Here is a 16,238-nt window from a genome sequence, read left to right on the forward strand (position 1 = left end):
CCACGATGGTTCATAAATTTATTATCGCTTATGGAAAAATACTGGACAGCGATATTTCCGGTTCGCAGGTTTATATGTTGGAAATTTTAACAGCAGAGGGAGCCAAAAAAAGCTCCGAGCTGTCAGAAAGAATTGGGATCAGCTTGCCTGCTATTACGAACCTTACGAATAAATTGGTACAAAAAGGGTATATTGAGCGGAAAACATCGGAAAACGATCGGCGGATAACCCTAATGCAAATTACTCCCTTAGGTTCCGAGGTGCTTGACCAAATCAATGAAAAGTATTCCACTCTGACCGATTCCTTATGGAAAAATTTTTCCGATGAAGAATTACATGAGCTGCATGGATATTATAAAAAAATGGTAGATAATCTAAAAGAATACAGAATAGATAAGGAGAAATGATGTATGTCTGAAGCAGAACAAATTGCAGTTATCACTGGTGCTGGAAGCGGCATGGGACGTGCTTCCAGCCTTAAATTGGCTGAGCAGGGCATGAAATTAGTCTTAGTTGACTTCAATGAGCAAACCGGAGAAGAAACACTCCGCCTGGTGAAGGAACAAGGAGGAGAAGGCATTTTTGTCAAAGCGGATGTTTCCAAAAGTGAAGACGTGCAGAATTATGTACAAGAAGCCGTTAAAGCCTATGGCCGCATTGATGTCTTCTTCAACAATGCCGGTGTCATCCAAAAGCCTTATTTATTGGCGGATATCCCGGATGAAGAATACGATCGCGTCGTTTCTATCAACTTTAAAGGGGTATTCCTGGGAATGAAATATGTATTAAAAATCATGGAAGAACAAGGTTCCGGTGTAATTATCAATACATCGTCAAGCTCAGGACTGCGCGTGGAACACAGCTTAGCAGTCTATTCTGCAAGCAAGCATGCCGTGGTCGGCTTGACAAAATCAGCTGCAAAAGAATATGCCGATAAAGGAATCCGTATCAATGCAATCTGTCCTGGCGGTGTGGAAACAAACTTGGTATCCGGCTTCCAAAAAACATGGGAAGAAACCGGAAACACACCGAAAATTGACTTTCCGATTATAGGACGCATGTCCGAACCAGATGAGATTGCTGATGTGGTTGCCTTTCTGGCTTCCCCAGGTGCCAGCTATATGACTGGATCTATCCTTGCCGTTGACGGCGGGTTGACTTTATAAAAGGATCATTCCAATTAAGCAAAGGAGCATCGTATTGATGGACAACGCCACCATGAAAAAAGCATTACACGCATATGTTGATGCTTTCAACGCAAACGACATCGAACGTTTAATAGCTTTATTTTCAGATGAAGCAAGTGTGGAGGATCCTGTTGGCACACCGCCAAAAACAGGACGTAAAGAAGTGGAAGCATTTTACAAAGAAAGCATATCCGGCGCCAGGTTGGAGCTATTGGCGCCGCCGCGCGGATCTTATCGTAACGCAGCAGCCATTACATTTGCGGTTCACACAGAAAAGGAAGGCCAGCCAATCCGAATCGACGTCACCGATGTCATGACATTTGATTCCAACGGGAAAATTGCAACAATGCATGCCTATTGGGGGCCGGACGATATTCAGCAGCTTTAATGCTGCTGATCGCATGGAATAAAATAGATATTACTACACTCTCCTATCAGGCAAGACAGGAGTGTGTAACAAGCTTGCATGGACAGAGTATATAATTTATGGAAAAGGATGATTACAATGGGACGATTAACAGGGAAAGTAGCAATTATCACCGGGGCAGCTAATGGGATGGGAGCTTCAGAAGCAAAGCTTTTTGCACAAGAAGGAGCAAAAGTAGTCGCAACAGATATTAATGATAACGTATTAGATGAGGTAATCAACGAAATTAAAGAAAATGGCGGAGATGCCATCGGCCTAAAACATAATGTGACATCAGAGGATGAATGGAAACAAGTTATCCAGGAAGCTGTAACACATTATGGAAAAATTGATGTGCTCGTAAACAACGCAGGTGTATCCAGTCCGAAAACCATCGCACAAATGGAGATGGACGAATGGAATAAAGTCATGGATATCAATTTAAACGGCTGTGTTATCGGGATGAAATACGTTATTCCGGAAATGCAAAAAGCCGGTGGCGGCTCCCTGATTAATATTTCCTCTATCGGAGGCATTGTTGGGATGGCTGGTTCAAGTCCATACACTGCTGCTAAAGGCGCTTTACGATCTCTATCAAAATCTGCAGCTGTAGAATATGGCAAAGATAAAATCCGCGTCAATTCCGTTCACCCTGGTATCATTGAAACACCAATGACGGCAGATTCCTTTGCGGATGCAACCCCTTATTATCAAACATTCACCCAGCTTCCTTACTTCGGAAATCCGGAAGATGTGGCATATGGTGTGCTGTTCCTTGCATCGGATGAATCACGCTTTATGACTGGAGCTGAATTGGTTATTGATGGCGGCTGGACTGCGCTTTAATACCGTTTAGTATTTACAGGAAAGAAGTTTTCAACTAGAAAAAGAACCTCTTTATATGGAAGCTCTGATTTTTCAAAAATCACATTCCATATAGAGAGGGTGTTTTTCTTTAGGCGGATGAAGAGTGCTTCAAAGAAGAGATATCCAAAGACTACCATAGACGCTGTTATCTGATTTATTGTACGAAAGTTGAAATGGTTGCTGCTTGTTCATCATTAATTTCATTATCTCTCAGGGATAGCTCTAGTCCCAATACATTTGCTAATTTTAATAGTGTGATTAATTTAGGGACATCTTTTCCGCTTTCCATCCGACTGATTGTTTTTTGCGGAACATTAGATAATCTGGATAGTTCACGTTGAGAAAAGCCTTTTCTATCTCGGGCAGCAATTAACTTCCCTACAATTTCCAGTGAGATAAACAACTCCAAATCTTCTTTTGCTAAGTTTTTTCGAACATCTTCAAAGTTGTGCATACTTTCACCTCTTTCATTATATTTATGTTATATAACACCTATTTCCACTTAGGAATTTTCATTTTATTTATTACTTATTTTAAAAAATTATAATTCATGATTATTTATCCAGTCATTTCTTCGATTCTCTGCTCGGATAATTTCATTCTCAGGAGTTTGATTTGATTTCTTTTTAAACTGATTTGTAAAGACAATGTTATCCTCTAAAAAATAAAAGAATAAAACTCGATTATTGTTTAATCTTAGCTGCCATATTTTGTCCCTTTCAATTTCTTAATATCTTTTCTTTTTATTTCACCTGAGTGTATTTTCTTTCCATTTTCTTTCAACATAATTTGAAGTTGGTAAAATTTACGCCAAGTAATCTGGTCATACTTCTGAATTTCTTTAAGCCATTCATAAACTGGCTGATGTCCGTTACTATCCTTATAATAATGAATTTCCATCATGATAACCTCTAATTTTAAGAGATACTTTTTGATACCTTTATGTTATCAAGATGTTTATATGATAACATAAAGGTATCAAAAAGAGCAAACCATTGCATTTTTTACTTTTCATATAAAGTGAAAGTTCCTTCAGCGGGGGCTTTTCGATGATCCTCCATGATAAACTTTTTCTTTTGTGAGGTTATTTTATAATATATTTAAATCGTAATCAAAACAGTGAATTTCTATTTTAAGGTATATATATATGTTTAAATATCTTTTTTATCTAGTATATTCTACTTTTTTGAGTTATAAATCATATTAAATTCTAAAATTTAATTGATTTTAATATTAATTTGCTTTCCAGATATTACGATGTATTAAACCATTTTCCCGAAGATATTGAAGTATTGTTGATAGAGATGTACGTAAAATATCCATTACATAAGCTGTTATTCCAAGAAGCAATCAAAACAAAATTGTTTATGTATCGTATCTGATTATATAACTGGGGACATTATACTAAATAGGACGATCTCGGTAATTTTAATATAATGTCCCCACAGTATTTATCTTCTAATATCAATTATGAAAATAAGTTTCATCCAATCCAGCTAAGATTTACGGCCAGTTATAAGTCGATAAATCAGGATGATTAAAGCCACAACTAATAGGATATGCACAAGGTTTCCTGCAATGTCTCCGATGAATCCAAGCAACCATAAAACTAGAATAACGATGATAATAGTCCAAAGCATAATCTGACCTCCTCCTTTCTTCTTTCAAAGCTATTCCCTTTTCTTATTTTTGGTAAACAAAAATGTCATTTTTTAAATGGGAGGTCAAACAGCCCGTAACGGACTGATCGGTTCGACTAAAACAAAGTAACCAAGATAAGTAACATAAATATAATCATTAAATAATTAACCGAATATAAGAAATTCCATTGCGCCCATTTTCGAACATCCTTCATCCAAAATCCAGCAAGCGCTAATATAATCCAGCTAACGTTAAGAATGGCAGCAATAACGATAAAGAGAACTCCTAATTGTGCTATAAGAAATGGTAACGGCAGCAGGCAGGTGACATATACAAGCATTTGCCTTTTTGTCATTTCAAATCCATATACTACAGGGAGCATCGGAACTCCTGCCGCACGATACTCCTCACGTCTTTTTATTGCGATAGCAAAGGTGTGTGGAATTTGCCAAATAAATAGGAATAAGAAAATCGTCAAAGGAACCGGATGAATCGCCGAATCCACAACCGCCCAGCCAATCAGCGGCGTAACAGCCCCAGAAATACTGCCAATAATCGTATTTAGCGTATATTTTCTTTTCGACCACATTGTATATAAAACAACATACGTAAACCAGCCGATAAATGCATATAAAGTGGTTTCCAAGTTAACAGCAAGAAGGAGGATAAATCCCAACGCAGTTGTACCAATACCAAGTGTTAATACTTGTTTGTCCGTAAAATGTCCTGTTACCGTCGGCCGCTTTTTCGTTCTCTCCATTTTGGAATCAATATCGGCATCAAACCAATTATTTATAATCAAAGCTCCGGCCATTACGAAAGTCGATCCAATGAGAGCAAGTATAAAGAGAAACCAATAATTATAGAATCTGGCATTTGTTATATAAATAGCCAACACAAAGCCTGTTATTACCGGAAGAACATTTGCGGCTAGTACATTAAATTTTATAAGTAACTTAATATCATTTAAGAAATCAGATTGTTTTTTTCGTTCCATCATTCATCACCCTTTTAAACGTATTCCACCTTTATATTCCGGGTTCCTTTTACTGCCTATATTGAATTTAATAGTAGCTTAAGCTAAACTTATTATGAAATCTAAAAGAAAAGTCAGGTGACGAACATGGCAAATTTCACTCATTTTAATGACGATGGACGAGCAAAAATGGTCGATATTTCTAACAAAAATGAAACAGCTCGAAAAGCCATTGCAAGATCCAGTATACAGATGAATCAAATCGTTTATGAAAATATTACACAGCAAAAAATTAAAAAAGGAGATGTATTGTCCGTTGCCCAGGTTGCAGGAATTATGGCGGCGAAACAAACTTCCTCTTTAATTCCAATGTGTCACCCAATTCCTATTAGCGGCGTTGATTTATCTTTTGAATGGGTTCATACGGATAAGGAAATGTATGAGCTTCTCATCGATGCTGAGGTAAAAACAGTGGGAAGTACCGGGGTCGAAATGGAGGCATTAACCGCCGCTTCCGTAACCGCATTGACCGTTTACGATATGTGCAAAGCAGCAGACAAAAGCATGGTTATCGGCCAAACCTACTTACTTGAAAAAAGCGGCGGTAAAAGCGGAGATTATAAAAGATAATTCAGAGGAGAACTCCGCTTTCCTTTTTCCCTATGCGTAAAGATGATTATTTACTCCAATCCATAGAGCCTGTATTGCCAGCTTACGGTCTCTGCCAGCGTTTTAATCATTTGGTTTCATTCGATTAATGATTAACAGCAGTAAAAAAGATAAACCAATGCTAATTAAAACATAATACCAAGCAAGTGTTGTTTCTCCTGTTTCTATTGCCAAATAAATCGCGGTTGGGATGGTTTGCGTTTTTCCAGGTATATTTCCAGCAAACATCAATGTGGCACCGAACTCCCCAAATCCCCTTGTAAATCCAAGCACCGCACCTGTAGTAAGGGAACGATACGACAGCGGAAGGATTACCTTTATAAGCGCAGCCCAATCTCCCGCACCATCCACTTTCGCAGCCCCTACGATATCCTTATCAACCGCTAAAAATCCTGTTTTGATGGATTGATAGATTAATGGAAAGGCGACAACGATTGCTGCAATGATTGCTGCTGTCGATGTAAACAATATACTCTTGCCAGCTATATCCTCTATGAATTGACCAATCCAGCTATTTGTACCGAATATCATAATAAGAAAAAAGCCTACAACTGTCGGCGGCAGCACCAATGGCAGAAAAAAGACTGTCTCTATAATTGCCTTCCCTTTTCTATCTTTACGAATGATCCAAAAAGCAGATAAAATGGCTAAAAGAAATGCAATTACAGTTGCGATGGTTGCTACATAAAATGATAATTGAACAGGATGCCATGACCATTGCATGCTACTCACCTACTCCACTGGTTGAAATCCATTATTTTCAAATACTTCATTAGCTGCTTCACTAGATATAAATTGGTAGAAAGCATCTTTTGCCTGCTCCACGCCTTCTTCCTTTTCCTCACTTTGAAGCGCAGCAATATAATACTCAATTGGAGAGTGCAGGCTTGAATCAAAGGTTTGGACGACTGTTACATCTTTTTCGTCATTTACATCACTGGCATACACAATTCCAACGTCTGCAGCGCCTTCTTTTACCAACGTAAGCACCTGCGTAACATCTTTCGTATATATAAGCCGGCTCTGCTCTTCCAACTGCTCCCATACGTCTAATTCTTGCAGCGCTTCTTCTGCATAGGAACCTGCTGGAACTGCATCTGGTGTGCCGATTGCCATTACCTGATTTCCTGCCATAAAATCATTCAGAGAGGCTATATCCCCTTCTTTTGGTTTGATTAGAACGAGTTGATTTGTAAGTATTGCTTTTCCATTATCCACACTGTCTTGATCAGCTAATTTTTCATAGTCAGCACTTGACGCAGAAAGAAAAATATCAACCGGAGCTCCCTGTTCAATTTGTTTCCGTAATGAACCAGAACCGCCATAGTTATAAGAAATGTGAATGTCAGGATATTCCTCTTCAAACATTTCCGTCAGTTCTGTTAAACTTGCTGTCATACTTGCAGCAGCAGAGATCGTTAATTCGGTTTCACTTCCACCCCCTTGAGAGCATCCTCCAGCAAGCAAAATTAAAATAACAATAAAAATAGAATACTTTCTCATATGAAACATCCTTCTTATCTCTGTTCTAAGTCCTTATGGATTTCTCTGACCATATGTCCGACTTCCGGCAAAATGATTTTTTCCATTGCTAATGTTACCGCACCAGTTGACCCTGGAATGGAAAAAATAACGCAATGGTTACGAACCCCGCAAATCGCTCTCGATAAGATACTGGCCGTTCCAATATCATATTGGAAACTTAAATGTCTGAACAGTTCTCCAAAGCCTGGAAGCTGTTTTTCAAATAATGGCTCAATCGATTCGATGGTGACATCTCGGTGAGATATACCTGTCCCGCCATTTACAATAACCGCCTCGATTTCCCCGCTGAAAACCGTTGTTTCTACTGTCTTCCGAATATGATCTTCATCATCTGATATAATTTCATAAAAGTTCACTTGATGTTCATGATTTGTTAATAAATCAATGATTTTCTTTCCACTTTTATCGGTTTCTTTTGTTCTTGTATCGCTAACTGTGATAACAGCACACGAAATATGTTTAGCTGCATGTTTTCGATGCGTTGTCAGCATTTTAACCCACCTCTAATTATTTTCATTTTTTGGACCAGCAATCCACTTATAATAATCCTCCCGCAGATTAATATTATAAAAGCATTTTTCCTCTTTCATCGGGATGTATCTTACGTTTAAATTCTCCAGTAATCGATGAACGGATAATATTTCTTTTTGAAGCTGCTCCAAAATAACTTCTTTTACACTATGATGATAAATAGAAATAAGCGGTTGGATTTCCCCTGAAACTACTGGCACGACCGCATCGATATTCTCTTTTTCATAGGATAATAACGTATGGAAAATAGCCGTATTTATAAACGGCACATCGATTGGTGCCGTTATATACCAATCTGCTGACAGATATTCCATTCCCGTATACATCCCAGCTAGCGGACCTGCTCCTTTAAAATACTCGTTATCTGTTATGATTGCTAAATCATCTGCTTCCTCATCGAATAATGCTTTCAGTTCTGTATTGGTTATCATCACAATGGAGACCGTGATTTCCCTCAATGAATCGACAGAATACTGATAGAAGTATTTCTCATCCATCCGAAGAAAAGCCTTGGGACTGCCAAACCTTCTCGATTGCCCCCCTGCCAGCAGGAGACCAGCTATGTTTCCCATACAATGCACCTCCTTGTGGTAAATTTCACAAATTCGTAAAGGAAAGAAAACCAACTAAAAAGATACGAGTGTTAAAATAGAAATAAGATGTTACATCCATAAAGGAGTTGATTGCTATGCAAACAAGCGCGTTATTACAATCAAAAACGGGAAAAGACAGTATCTCAGAAGAGCTTAGAGCAGTTTTACATTCAATCGGCACGGTAAAAAGTATGGAAAAACACATGTATCTCTTTCATGAAGGCACAGAATCAGAACAAATATTTATTATTAAATCCGGACTGGTCCAAGTTTCCAAATTAACAGCGGACGGGAAAGAAATGATTCTTCGTATTTGCAAACAGCAGGACATTATTGGCGAGTTAACAATTTTTAGTGATGATTCCAGATATATGCTGAGTGCTAAAATTATTGATAGCGGCGAAGTATTAGTTATTCAAAAAGATCAATTAGAAAAAGCATTAATGTCAAACCCGCATTTAACATTTGAATATTTAAAATGGACGAGCAGCCATATGCGTAAATACCAATCCAAAATTAGAGATTTATTGTTGAACGGAAAAAAAGGTGCATTATATTCAACCATCATCCGTCTTTCGAATAGTTACGGCATAAACAAAAAAGATGGCATACTAATCGATTTGGTCCTCACCAATCAAGAATTAGCTAAGTTTTGTGCTGCGACCCGGGAAAGCGTTAACCGGATGCTCGTCGATTTAAGAAAACGTGATATTATATCTATGGATAAAACTGGCCGTATTTTTATCAAAGACATCGATTATTTACGAGACCAAATTGGCTGTGAAAACTGCCCAATTGAAATATGCAATATCAATTAGCTGGTGCACTATTTATGCTTTCTTTTTTAACTGTTCCTCTAACCACTTACAAATTCCGTTATAATCATGTTGCTGAAAAACTGGAAATGGATAAGCATTTTTTTCAAGGGCTACTCGAGCGATGATAGCTTTTACATTTTCCACTTTATCTAATAGTTCAAGATCTTTTTCATCGCTTATGAGTACCACCTTTGGAAAGGAGTATGCTTTAAATCCCTCTATAATCAATAAATTTATTTGCATCCATTCATAAATTTGAATCATTTCATCCAATGTCCAATTTTCCTTAGACAGCTGAAATACACCGTCTCCTTCCACTCCTGAAATAAGCGATCCTGCTTGTTTATGTTTTTCACTGTCTGTATCGGATATTCCCTCTGGAACACCGCCATGACCATGATGCTTTAAAGAGGCAGTACGGAATCCTTTTTTAGCTGCATGTTCGATTAATTTGCATGCAAGCGATGTTTTCCCGCTGTTTTTATACCCCACAACCTGAATAATATCCATTTACCCACCACTGACTGGCGGGATGAAAGCAACAGTATCTCCAGATTTCACGATATCATCCTCCATTGCATATTCCTCGTTTACTGCCGTCATGACGTGATCGATTTCGAATAATCCAAATGCCGTTTTAAGCTGCTCTTTTAATGCTTTAATCGTTATGGAATCACATTCATACGCTAAACTATCTTTTCCCATTTTTTCCTGTAAGTCTGCAAAAAGTAAAATACGAATCATTTCTTCACATCCTTTACATCTGGACTTCCTTCCGGATAAGCAACCTTTTCTAATTGGTCTCCTACCCAGGTCTCTCCGTCCTCCCAATGTTCTTTTTTCCAAATAGGCACCATTTGTTTAATTCTTTCTATCGCATATTCATTTGCTTCATAGGCTGCCTTTCGATGTGGAGAGGAAACACAGATAACCACAGCGATATCTGAAATATCCAACTCGCCAATCCGATGTGTAATAGCAGCTTTTGAGTTTGGCCATTTCTTTTCAATCTCTGCTCCAATTTTTTGCAGCATTTTTACAGCCATCGGTTGATATGCCTGATATTTTAAATACATGGTACGTTTCCCGTTTGTCCACTCGCGCACAGTACCAATGAAAGTATTGATTGCTCCCGCTTCTCTGCGCTCTACTTTCTTGATGATTTCATTTACTTCTATCGGCTCCTCAACAATCTCGTATAATGAATCAACCATCGTTTCTCTGATCCTTTCTGGAATCGATATCCTTATCCAAAAATGGTTCCATCGTTATTCCTTCCTGATCTTCTAATAAAATGACGGATACATCCATTCCGGCTTCATAGCCTCTGGTCCCTCCCGGAAGCAGAATGAGAATATTGGCTTCCGCTAAAGAGGAAACAACATTTGACTTATCCAGCCCAACTGGTGTGGCGACTAAACAACCGTGCTGATAGCTTACATATCCTCTTACAAAACGATCAAATGGATTGGATTTCAGAAAATCCGCCCCAAGCTTTGCTGTTTCTTTCTTTAAAAATGGGTGGCTGCTATGCAAATATGTCCGGATAGCGGGCCGGGTATACAGTTCAAAACCGACATAGCATGCGGATGGGTTGCCGGATAGGCCGTATAATAATTTCCCGCCCTTTTCAGCTACTGTTGTCACACTGCCGGGTCTCATTTTGATTTTATTAAATAAAACATTGCACCCAAGCTTGGCATAAATAGCTGGTAAATAATCATAATCACCAACAGACACTCCGCCAGTAGTGATCAGCATATCCACCTTGACGATAGCATCCTTCACTTGGTTATAGCACATGTCAAAATCATCACTAAACTGTCCAAAGTACAGTGCTTCTCCACCTGCACGAGTAATTTGCGATTGAATCATATAGGCATTGCTGTTCCGAATTTTTCCCGGCTCCAGAGCTTCATCTACCTCTAATAATTCACTGCCAGTTGCAATCACTCCAATCTTAGGCCTTTTTGCGGCTGGTACTTTTTTATAACCAAATGTTGCAAGCAATGCTACAATTCCAGGTGTGATATAGGTTCCTTTTTGGGTAAGTATGCTTTCTTTTTGAGTGTCCTCCCCCATAAAGGAAATGTTGGTTCCTGCTTTGATATTTCTTTTTATCTGGATATATTTTTTTCCGTTTCTTTCTATCTCGTTTACCTCTTCAAGCATTACGACCGCATCACAGCCATTAGGAATCTGGGCCCCCGTCATAATCCGAACTGCTTCTCCTGCTGTTACCGGACGTTCAAAGACACTCCCTGCACCAATTTTTCCTGCTGCCTCCAGTTCAACCGGATGATTACGGGATGTATGATCCGTATCTGCTGAACGTATCGCAAAACCATCATAGGGAGAACGGTCGAATGGCGGCACATGGTGGTCAGCAATTAAATCTTCTCCCAGAAAACGGCCATAGCTTTCTTCGATTGGAATGTATTCGACGCTTCCCGCCTTTGCAAAATGCATCGTACGTGTGATGGCTTCCTTTACGTTAATCGGTTTTCTTCTTTCTACCATAGTGATTCACCTTCATCCTGCTAGTTGATAATAAATGCTTTTTGCCTTTTCGATTGAATTCGTTCCATGAATCAGGGTTCTTCCATCTTGAAAGAAAACCAGACGATAGGACTCGTATTCCACGGATATTAAAAAATCATTGGCTTTTACAGCTCCCATTCTTTTTAACCGTTTCTTCAATATTTGAAAATCAGGCGCTTGGGTGGCTCTGATTTGAACGGTATTTCTGCCGCAGAGTACCTCTGATTTTGTACGGCATTGATAATTTAACGATGGATAGCTTGGATTCTCCCCGCATGAAGGACAAGTCTGTTTCTTCGCCCGCTCCACTTTCATGGTATGATACTGATTATTCCATAAATCAAAGCTGAGAAGGGACGTACGGAGAGCCGCTTGATCCTCTACTAGAATTTTCAACGCTTCTGTCGTTTGATGGGCGGCCACCATCTGTACAGCTGATGAAATAATTCCTGCAGAATCACAGGTTGCACCGTTGACAGGAATGGCATCGAGCAAACAACGTAGACAAGGAGATTCATTTGGAAAAATAGTGTAGCTCATTCCCGTACTGCCAACACAGGACCCAAATATCCATGGTATCGAAGCTTTCTGCAATAAATCATTTAGCATAAAACGGGTATCAAAATTATCTGTAGCATCCATAACTAAATCGATTCCTCGTAATAAGGGCTGTAAAGTGATTGCATCAGCATCCATCACATAGGCTTCTATCTCCACCTCTGAATTGATTTCATGTAATCTTGCTTTAGCTGCAACAGCTTTTGGGATTTGATTTTCCACATCCGCTTCCGTATAGAGCTGCTGCCTTTGAAGATTACTCCATTCCACATAATCCCGATCAACAAGTACCATCTGCCCGATGCCTGCCCGGGCCAGGTTTTCAGCATTTGCTGAACCAAGTGCCCCGCACCCAATAATCAGTACACGCTTCTCCGTGATTTTTCTTTGCCCCTCTTCCCCAATAGGCATAAATAACATTTGCCGGGAATATCGCTCCATCTCTATCACTGTCCTTTAACCGCCAATGTAAGACATTTCAATTTTACTTCTGTTTTTTGCAGATTCTTCAGTTCGTTCATCAGAATAGCGATCTGCCCGATGATTCCATATGTGTACAACTTCATCTTTGATTTCTTTATCACGCATACCGGAACGCAGCATTTCTCTGAAATCAATACCTTTCTCCGCAAACAAACAGGTATACATTTTCCCATCTGCAGCAATCCTTGCCCTTGTACAAGTGGAACAGAAGGATTCTGACACGGAAGTGATAAATCCAACCTCTGCACTCGTGCCCCGGTAACGGTAGCGCTGGGCAACTTCACCGAGGTATGCCGGTTCCACAGGCTCCAGATCAAAATGTTGCCTTAGTTCCTCGAAGATTTGTTTCTTTGTGATGACCTTGCTAAAATCCCAGCCGTTTGACTGGCCGACATCCATAAATTCGATATATCTCAACGCAATTCCCTGCTCTTTAAAATAGGCGGCCATCGGAATGATTTCTTTATCATTCATTCCTTTTTTTACGACCATATTCACTTTCACTTCCAGACCTGCTTCTTTCGCTTTCCCGATTCCTTTTAGGACACGCTCCGGTTTGACCCCACTATCATTTATTGATTGAAATAATTCTTCATCTAATGCATCTAAACTGACATTGACACGCTGAAGACCGGCTTCTTTTAACCTCTCTGCCATATGTCCCAATAACGAACCATTTGTCGTTAAACCGATATCTTCTAACTCATCAATTTCTGTTAATTTTTTTATTAAATTGGGTAAATCTCTTCGTAAAAGAGGCTCTCCCCCAGTTAATCTTATTTTTCGAACACCCAAACCGACATAGATTTTGGCTATGCGTTCGATTTCCTCAAAGCTTAATAGCTGCTCTCTTGGCATAAAGACAAAATCCTTGCCAAAAATCTCTTTCGGCATACAATACGTACATCTAAAATTACAACGATCGATTACGGAAATCCGAAGATCCTTCAGCGGGCGGCCCAATTTATCTGTTATAACGGACACGTTGGCTCCCTCCTTTTATCTATCATAGGGCAAGTTTACATGATTCGACCGGGATAGGTTGTGAAAAACATCACTCACGTGTATATTTGTACATATTTATTTTTTCAATAGATGAAGCTATTGGTTCTTATTCGTCAGCTGTACAAATTTTTCTTCATATATTTTTCTTTTCTCTGGCTGGTCATTTCTGCTGTAGAAGTCAATGATACCGGCTAATGCTTCTTCCAGCAGTTCTTTATTAGGCGTTTTTTCGATTTGTTTAAACCCTTTTTCATAGCATTGTTCCGCTTTCTTTCGATTAGGTTCTTTCCTATTTTCATAACAGTATCCCAGCCGAATGAGAGTCAGGCCCTTTTCCTCTTTGCAATTGGAAATGTTATCGTAGGTGGCCAAGGCTTCTTCGTACAGTTCAAAAGCTTTTTCAATTTGATTTTGGTCGATATAGTTAAACCCAAGCGCTTGCAGTGTATTTCCATACGCCATCGAATTTTTACGGTCTTCCTTCTCCAAATTTTCTAAAAACGATGCAAAAACCGCTTCCGCTTTGTCATAGCTTTTCTCATCCGAATAAATTTTTCCTAATGCATATAGAAATTGCATACGAATTTTTGGAAAGGGATGAGATAACGTTAATCCTTCTTCTAAATATTCTTTTGCCTGGCTAATTTTAAACGTCCGAATAGAGATGGTTCCAATTTTTGAATAAATATAGACAATCATAAAATGATTTTTCTCATAAATCTTTATTAACTGCCCCAGCGCTTGTTTATAATAATTGATTGCTCTAGGGAAGTTCCCCATATTTTCATCAATTTCAGCTAGCATCAACACAGCTTTAGCTATGTCTAAAGGAAATTCCTCTGGTAACGACGCAAGCGTTTTGATTGATTTCGTTATCACTTTTCTTGCTTCTTTTAAATCGATATAAAAGTTTATTTCACCAATTTTTAAGAGTTCTCTCGCTTCGGAAAGCTGATCTTTTTCCTTCTTATGAGCATTCCAGATTTGCTGATGCAGCTCCAGGGCTTCCGCATAATTTTCAATCTGCACCAATACATCAGATAATGTGTATTTAGCAGAAATTAGAACGGGGTGTGTTTCAGGCAGCGCCTCACTGTAATAATGCAATGCTTTCTCATACTGTTTCATACCGCTTTCTATATTTTCTTCATGTAAGGATACTTTGGCTAAACTGCTGTAAATCACACCATATGTGTACGCATCCTGATAATGATTTGTATCCAGAAGAGCCAATAATTTTGCAAGCTCTATTCTTCCATTGGACTCCTGGCCATATTCTATTTCTAAATGAGCATAATCCAGGTACGTATCAATTACCTCTCCTAAATAATCTTTCCCGATATTTTTGGAAAGGCGAATAGCACTGCGGCTGTACTCTCCAGATTTGTCGTAATTTTTCACTTTACGATAATACTTTCCCAAAACACTTCGGACAAAGAACTCCTCTGTTACGGAGAATTCTTTACCTCCCAGCCGACTTTCTAATACTTTGACCGATTCTTTCACTTCGTCTAGCTTTCCATTAATAATGTCTTCCTTTAATTCTTGATAAACAGATAAAGGAAATTCCACATTTGTCGTCATAAACACTCACCACCTAAATTTATTATTGACTTTTTTGTAAGATGAGTAACTACGTCAAAGTTGTCAGGTTAATCCGACAACATGGTTAACCATATTCTCATTGATATAAATTAATAGTCAAAAAGAGAGCATGTTTAAAAGCTCTCTTTGGTTGTATTCCTTGGGACACGTTTTTTGTAAATAACATAGCTTCTGCGTAAATAGCGTAATGGGAAGCTAAAAGCGTGCACCAATCTGGTAAATGGCCAGATAACATATAATGCGAATGTACAGTAGATGTGTATCTTAAACCAAATTGGGACGGATTGCATCAGCTCTGGCTGCAGGTTAAAAATAAATAATCCTCTTAACCATGGCGCAATGGTTGTTCGATAATCAAAACCCTGAGCATCTACATTGAATGAAGTTGCTATCAAACCGGACAGGAGTGCTAAAAGAACAAAAATTAAAGCTGCCCAATCACCGGGAGAAGTGGTCGCTTTGATTCGTTTTACACTAATCCTTCGATAGGTTAACAGAAGGATTCCTGCAAATGCGGCGATACCAGCAGGCACTCCGAAACCGATGGCAATCATATGGTATTGATGCTCTGTAATCCCTAAGGCATTATAGAAGCCCACCGGAATAATCAAGCCAAGGACATGCCCGCCAAACACGAATAGGAGCCCCCAGTGAAATAAAAGCGAACCAACTCGTAGCTGTTTTTTCTCCAAAAATTCACTTGATTTGGTTGTCCAGCCGAATTGATCCTTTTGATAGCGATAAATATGTCCTAAAATAAAAATCGTTAGTACAATATAAGGAAATACGCCCCATAATAATAGGTCCATCTGT

At 38.9% G+C, this 16,238-nt stretch carries 23 protein-coding genes; 6 read left to right on the top strand and 17 right to left on the bottom strand.

Annotated elements, in window-relative coordinates; genetic code table 11:
• Positions 1-5: 5 nt before the first annotated feature.
• From ACZSMY_RS16700 to ACZSMY_RS16715, 4 genes are all read left to right on the top strand, one after another.
• Positions 6-407: a MarR family transcriptional regulator gene (locus ACZSMY_RS16700; RefSeq protein WP_193065463.1), complete on the top strand. Its 402-nt coding sequence runs from the start codon at positions 6-8 to the stop codon at positions 405-407.
• A gap of 3 nt (positions 408-410) precedes the next feature.
• Positions 411-1,166, top strand: a complete 756-nt coding sequence (locus tag ACZSMY_RS16705; RefSeq protein ID WP_332094497.1) for an SDR family NAD(P)-dependent oxidoreductase — start codon at positions 411-413, stop codon at positions 1,164-1,166.
• Positions 1,167-1,203: 37 nt separating this feature from the next.
• Positions 1,204-1,575 carry a nuclear transport factor 2 family protein gene (locus ACZSMY_RS16710; RefSeq protein WP_175296998.1) on the top strand — a complete coding sequence of 124 codons (372 nt, stop codon included), beginning with the start codon at positions 1,204-1,206 and terminating at the stop codon, positions 1,573-1,575.
• 117 nt (positions 1,576-1,692) lie between these two features.
• The gene (locus ACZSMY_RS16715; RefSeq protein WP_042529828.1) at positions 1,693-2,439 is read left to right on the top strand and encodes an SDR family NAD(P)-dependent oxidoreductase; all 747 of its coding nucleotides are present in this window, start codon (positions 1,693-1,695) and stop codon (positions 2,437-2,439) included.
• Positions 2,440-2,614: 175 nt separating this feature from the next.
• Here ACZSMY_RS16715 and ACZSMY_RS16720 read toward each other — a convergent pair whose 3' ends face one another.
• The 5 genes from ACZSMY_RS16720 to cyoE form a co-directional block, all read right to left on the bottom strand.
• Positions 2,615-2,914 (bottom strand): helix-turn-helix domain-containing protein, encoded by a 300-nt coding sequence (locus ACZSMY_RS16720; protein WP_193065460.1) that lies wholly within the window; start codon positions 2,912-2,914, stop codon positions 2,615-2,617.
• 87 nt (positions 2,915-3,001) lie between these two features.
• On the bottom strand, positions 3,002-3,184 hold the full coding sequence (locus tag ACZSMY_RS16725) for a type II toxin-antitoxin system RelE/ParE family toxin (protein ID WP_193065479.1): 183 nt from the start codon (positions 3,182-3,184) through the stop codon (positions 3,002-3,004).
• On the bottom strand, positions 3,157-3,363 hold the full coding sequence (locus ACZSMY_RS16730) for a hypothetical protein (RefSeq protein WP_193065459.1): 207 nt from the start codon (positions 3,361-3,363) through the stop codon (positions 3,157-3,159). The genes ACZSMY_RS16725 and ACZSMY_RS16730 overlap by 28 nt, the downstream gene beginning before the upstream one ends.
• A 593-nt stretch (positions 3,364-3,956) precedes the next feature.
• A complete protein-coding gene (locus ACZSMY_RS16735) occupies positions 3,957-4,100 on the bottom strand; it encodes a lmo0937 family membrane protein (protein WP_193064652.1) in 144 nt (47 codons plus the stop codon).
• A gap of 116 nt (positions 4,101-4,216) precedes the next feature.
• Positions 4,217-5,101, bottom strand: coding sequence for a heme o synthase (cyoE, locus tag ACZSMY_RS16740; protein WP_465148006.1), 885 nt, complete (start codon positions 5,099-5,101; stop codon positions 4,217-4,219).
• Between the two features lie 123 nt (positions 5,102-5,224).
• Here cyoE and moaC point away from each other — a divergent pair, with 123 nt between their 5' ends.
• On the top strand, positions 5,225-5,707 hold the full coding sequence (gene moaC / locus ACZSMY_RS16745; protein ID WP_256705065.1) for a cyclic pyranopterin monophosphate synthase MoaC: 483 nt from the start codon (positions 5,225-5,227) through the stop codon (positions 5,705-5,707).
• A gap of 102 nt (positions 5,708-5,809) precedes the next feature.
• Here moaC and modB read toward each other — a convergent pair whose 3' ends face one another.
• The 4 genes from modB to ACZSMY_RS16765 are packed head-to-tail and all read right to left on the bottom strand — an operon-like array spanning position 5,810 to position 8,394.
• Positions 5,810-6,469 (bottom strand): molybdate ABC transporter permease subunit, encoded by a 660-nt coding sequence (gene modB, locus ACZSMY_RS16750; protein WP_193064650.1) that lies wholly within the window; start codon positions 6,467-6,469, stop codon positions 5,810-5,812.
• Between the two features lie 9 nt (positions 6,470-6,478).
• On the bottom strand, positions 6,479-7,249 hold the full coding sequence (gene modA / locus ACZSMY_RS16755; RefSeq protein WP_256705066.1) for a molybdate ABC transporter substrate-binding protein: 771 nt from the start codon (positions 7,247-7,249) through the stop codon (positions 6,479-6,481).
• Between the two features lie 14 nt (positions 7,250-7,263).
• Positions 7,264-7,782 carry a MogA/MoaB family molybdenum cofactor biosynthesis protein gene (locus ACZSMY_RS16760; protein ID WP_042529818.1) on the bottom strand — a complete coding sequence of 173 codons (519 nt, stop codon included), beginning with the start codon at positions 7,780-7,782 and terminating at the stop codon, positions 7,264-7,266.
• 12 nt (positions 7,783-7,794) lie between these two features.
• Positions 7,795-8,394 (bottom strand): molybdenum cofactor guanylyltransferase, encoded by a 600-nt coding sequence (locus ACZSMY_RS16765; protein WP_042529817.1) that lies wholly within the window; start codon positions 8,392-8,394, stop codon positions 7,795-7,797.
• 116 nt (positions 8,395-8,510) lie between these two features.
• Here ACZSMY_RS16765 and ACZSMY_RS16770 point away from each other — a divergent pair, with 116 nt between their 5' ends.
• Positions 8,511-9,233 carry a Crp/Fnr family transcriptional regulator gene (locus tag ACZSMY_RS16770; RefSeq protein ID WP_042529815.1) on the top strand — a complete coding sequence of 241 codons (723 nt, stop codon included), beginning with the start codon at positions 8,511-8,513 and terminating at the stop codon, positions 9,231-9,233.
• Positions 9,234-9,245: 12 nt separating this feature from the next.
• On the opposite strand, the gene mobB is transcribed toward ACZSMY_RS16770, so the two are convergent.
• The 8 genes from mobB to narI form a co-directional block, all read right to left on the bottom strand.
• Entirely contained in the window at positions 9,246-9,743 is a 498-nt protein-coding gene (gene mobB / locus ACZSMY_RS16775) for a molybdopterin-guanine dinucleotide biosynthesis protein B (protein WP_042529813.1), read from the bottom strand.
• Positions 9,744-9,977 (bottom strand): molybdopterin converting factor subunit 1, encoded by a 234-nt coding sequence (gene moaD, locus ACZSMY_RS16780; RefSeq protein ID WP_193064649.1) that lies wholly within the window; start codon positions 9,975-9,977, stop codon positions 9,744-9,746.
• Positions 9,974-10,447, bottom strand: a complete 474-nt coding sequence (locus tag ACZSMY_RS16785) for a molybdenum cofactor biosynthesis protein MoaE (protein ID WP_042529809.1) — start codon at positions 10,445-10,447, stop codon at positions 9,974-9,976. Before ACZSMY_RS16785 ends, moaD begins: the two co-directional genes overlap by 4 nt.
• Complete coding sequence (locus tag ACZSMY_RS16790; RefSeq protein WP_465148007.1) at positions 10,440-11,753, bottom strand: molybdopterin molybdotransferase MoeA; 1,314 nt, start codon at positions 11,751-11,753, stop codon at positions 10,440-10,442. The genes ACZSMY_RS16785 and ACZSMY_RS16790 overlap by 8 nt, the downstream gene beginning before the upstream one ends.
• A gap of 12 nt (positions 11,754-11,765) precedes the next feature.
• Positions 11,766-12,773 carry a MoeB/ThiF family adenylyltransferase gene (locus ACZSMY_RS16795; protein WP_193064648.1) on the bottom strand — a complete coding sequence of 336 codons (1,008 nt, stop codon included), beginning with the start codon at positions 12,771-12,773 and terminating at the stop codon, positions 11,766-11,768.
• 15 nt (positions 12,774-12,788) lie between these two features.
• Positions 12,789-13,799: a GTP 3',8-cyclase MoaA gene (moaA, locus tag ACZSMY_RS16800; RefSeq protein WP_465148008.1), complete on the bottom strand. Its 1,011-nt coding sequence runs from the start codon at positions 13,797-13,799 to the stop codon at positions 12,789-12,791.
• 117 nt (positions 13,800-13,916) lie between these two features.
• Positions 13,917-15,404 (bottom strand): tetratricopeptide repeat protein, encoded by a 1,488-nt coding sequence (locus ACZSMY_RS16805; RefSeq protein ID WP_465148009.1) that lies wholly within the window; start codon positions 15,402-15,404, stop codon positions 13,917-13,919.
• A gap of 134 nt (positions 15,405-15,538) precedes the next feature.
• On the bottom strand, positions 15,539-16,234 hold the full coding sequence (narI, locus tag ACZSMY_RS16810) for a respiratory nitrate reductase subunit gamma (RefSeq protein ID WP_042529802.1): 696 nt from the start codon (positions 16,232-16,234) through the stop codon (positions 15,539-15,541).
• Positions 16,235-16,238 lie beyond the last annotated feature (4 nt).

This window comes from Oceanobacillus sp. B139/18, from assembly GCF_055524595.1.

What these genes read in the sequence shown, in the direction of transcription:
- ACZSMY_RS16700 (WP_193065463.1), top strand. Translation starts at nt 6, where the DNA reads ATGGTTCATAAATTTATTATCGCTTATGGAAAAATACTGGACAGCGAT.
- ACZSMY_RS16705 (WP_332094497.1), top strand. Translation starts at nt 411, where the DNA reads ATGTCTGAAGCAGAACAAATTGCAGTTATCACTGGTGCTGGAAGCGGC.
- ACZSMY_RS16710 (WP_175296998.1), top strand. Translation starts at nt 1,204, where the DNA reads ATGGACAACGCCACCATGAAAAAAGCATTACACGCATATGTTGATGCT.
- ACZSMY_RS16715 (WP_042529828.1), top strand. Translation starts at nt 1,693, where the DNA reads ATGGGACGATTAACAGGGAAAGTAGCAATTATCACCGGGGCAGCTAAT.
- ACZSMY_RS16720 (WP_193065460.1), bottom strand. Translation starts at nt 2,914, where the DNA reads ATGCACAACTTTGAAGATGTTCGAAAAAACTTAGCAAAAGAAGATTTG.
- ACZSMY_RS16730 (WP_193065459.1), bottom strand. Translation starts at nt 3,363, where the DNA reads ATGATGGAAATTCATTATTATAAGGATAGTAACGGACATCAGCCAGTT.
- ACZSMY_RS16735 (WP_193064652.1), bottom strand. Translation starts at nt 4,100, where the DNA reads ATGCTTTGGACTATTATCATCGTTATTCTAGTTTTATGGTTGCTTGGA.
- cyoE (WP_465148006.1), bottom strand. Translation starts at nt 5,101, where the DNA reads ATGATGGAACGAAAAAAACAATCTGATTTCTTAAATGATATTAAGTTA.
- moaC (WP_256705065.1), top strand. Translation starts at nt 5,225, where the DNA reads ATGGCAAATTTCACTCATTTTAATGACGATGGACGAGCAAAAATGGTC.
- modB (WP_193064650.1), bottom strand. Translation starts at nt 6,469, where the DNA reads ATGCAATGGTCATGGCATCCTGTTCAATTATCATTTTATGTAGCAACC.
- modA (WP_256705066.1), bottom strand. Translation starts at nt 7,249, where the DNA reads ATGAGAAAGTATTCTATTTTTATTGTTATTTTAATTTTGCTTGCTGGA.
- ACZSMY_RS16760 (WP_042529818.1), bottom strand. Translation starts at nt 7,782, where the DNA reads ATGCTGACAACGCATCGAAAACATGCAGCTAAACATATTTCGTGTGCT.
- ACZSMY_RS16765 (WP_042529817.1), bottom strand. Translation starts at nt 8,394, where the DNA reads ATGGGAAACATAGCTGGTCTCCTGCTGGCAGGGGGGCAATCGAGAAGG.
- ACZSMY_RS16770 (WP_042529815.1), top strand. Translation starts at nt 8,511, where the DNA reads ATGCAAACAAGCGCGTTATTACAATCAAAAACGGGAAAAGACAGTATC.
- mobB (WP_042529813.1), bottom strand. Translation starts at nt 9,743, where the DNA reads ATGGATATTATTCAGGTTGTGGGGTATAAAAACAGCGGGAAAACATCG.
- moaD (WP_193064649.1), bottom strand. Translation starts at nt 9,977, where the DNA reads ATGATTCGTATTTTACTTTTTGCAGACTTACAGGAAAAAATGGGAAAA.
- ACZSMY_RS16785 (WP_042529809.1), bottom strand. Translation starts at nt 10,447, where the DNA reads ATGGTTGATTCATTATACGAGATTGTTGAGGAGCCGATAGAAGTAAAT.
- ACZSMY_RS16790 (WP_465148007.1), bottom strand. Translation starts at nt 11,753, where the DNA reads ATGGTAGAAAGAAGAAAACCGATTAACGTAAAGGAAGCCATCACACGT.
- ACZSMY_RS16795 (WP_193064648.1), bottom strand. Translation starts at nt 12,773, where the DNA reads ATGGAGCGATATTCCCGGCAAATGTTATTTATGCCTATTGGGGAAGAG.
- ACZSMY_RS16805 (WP_465148009.1), bottom strand. Translation starts at nt 15,404, where the DNA reads ATGACGACAAATGTGGAATTTCCTTTATCTGTTTATCAAGAATTAAAG.
- narI (WP_042529802.1), bottom strand. Translation starts at nt 16,234, where the DNA reads ATGGACCTATTATTATGGGGCGTATTTCCTTATATTGTACTAACGATT.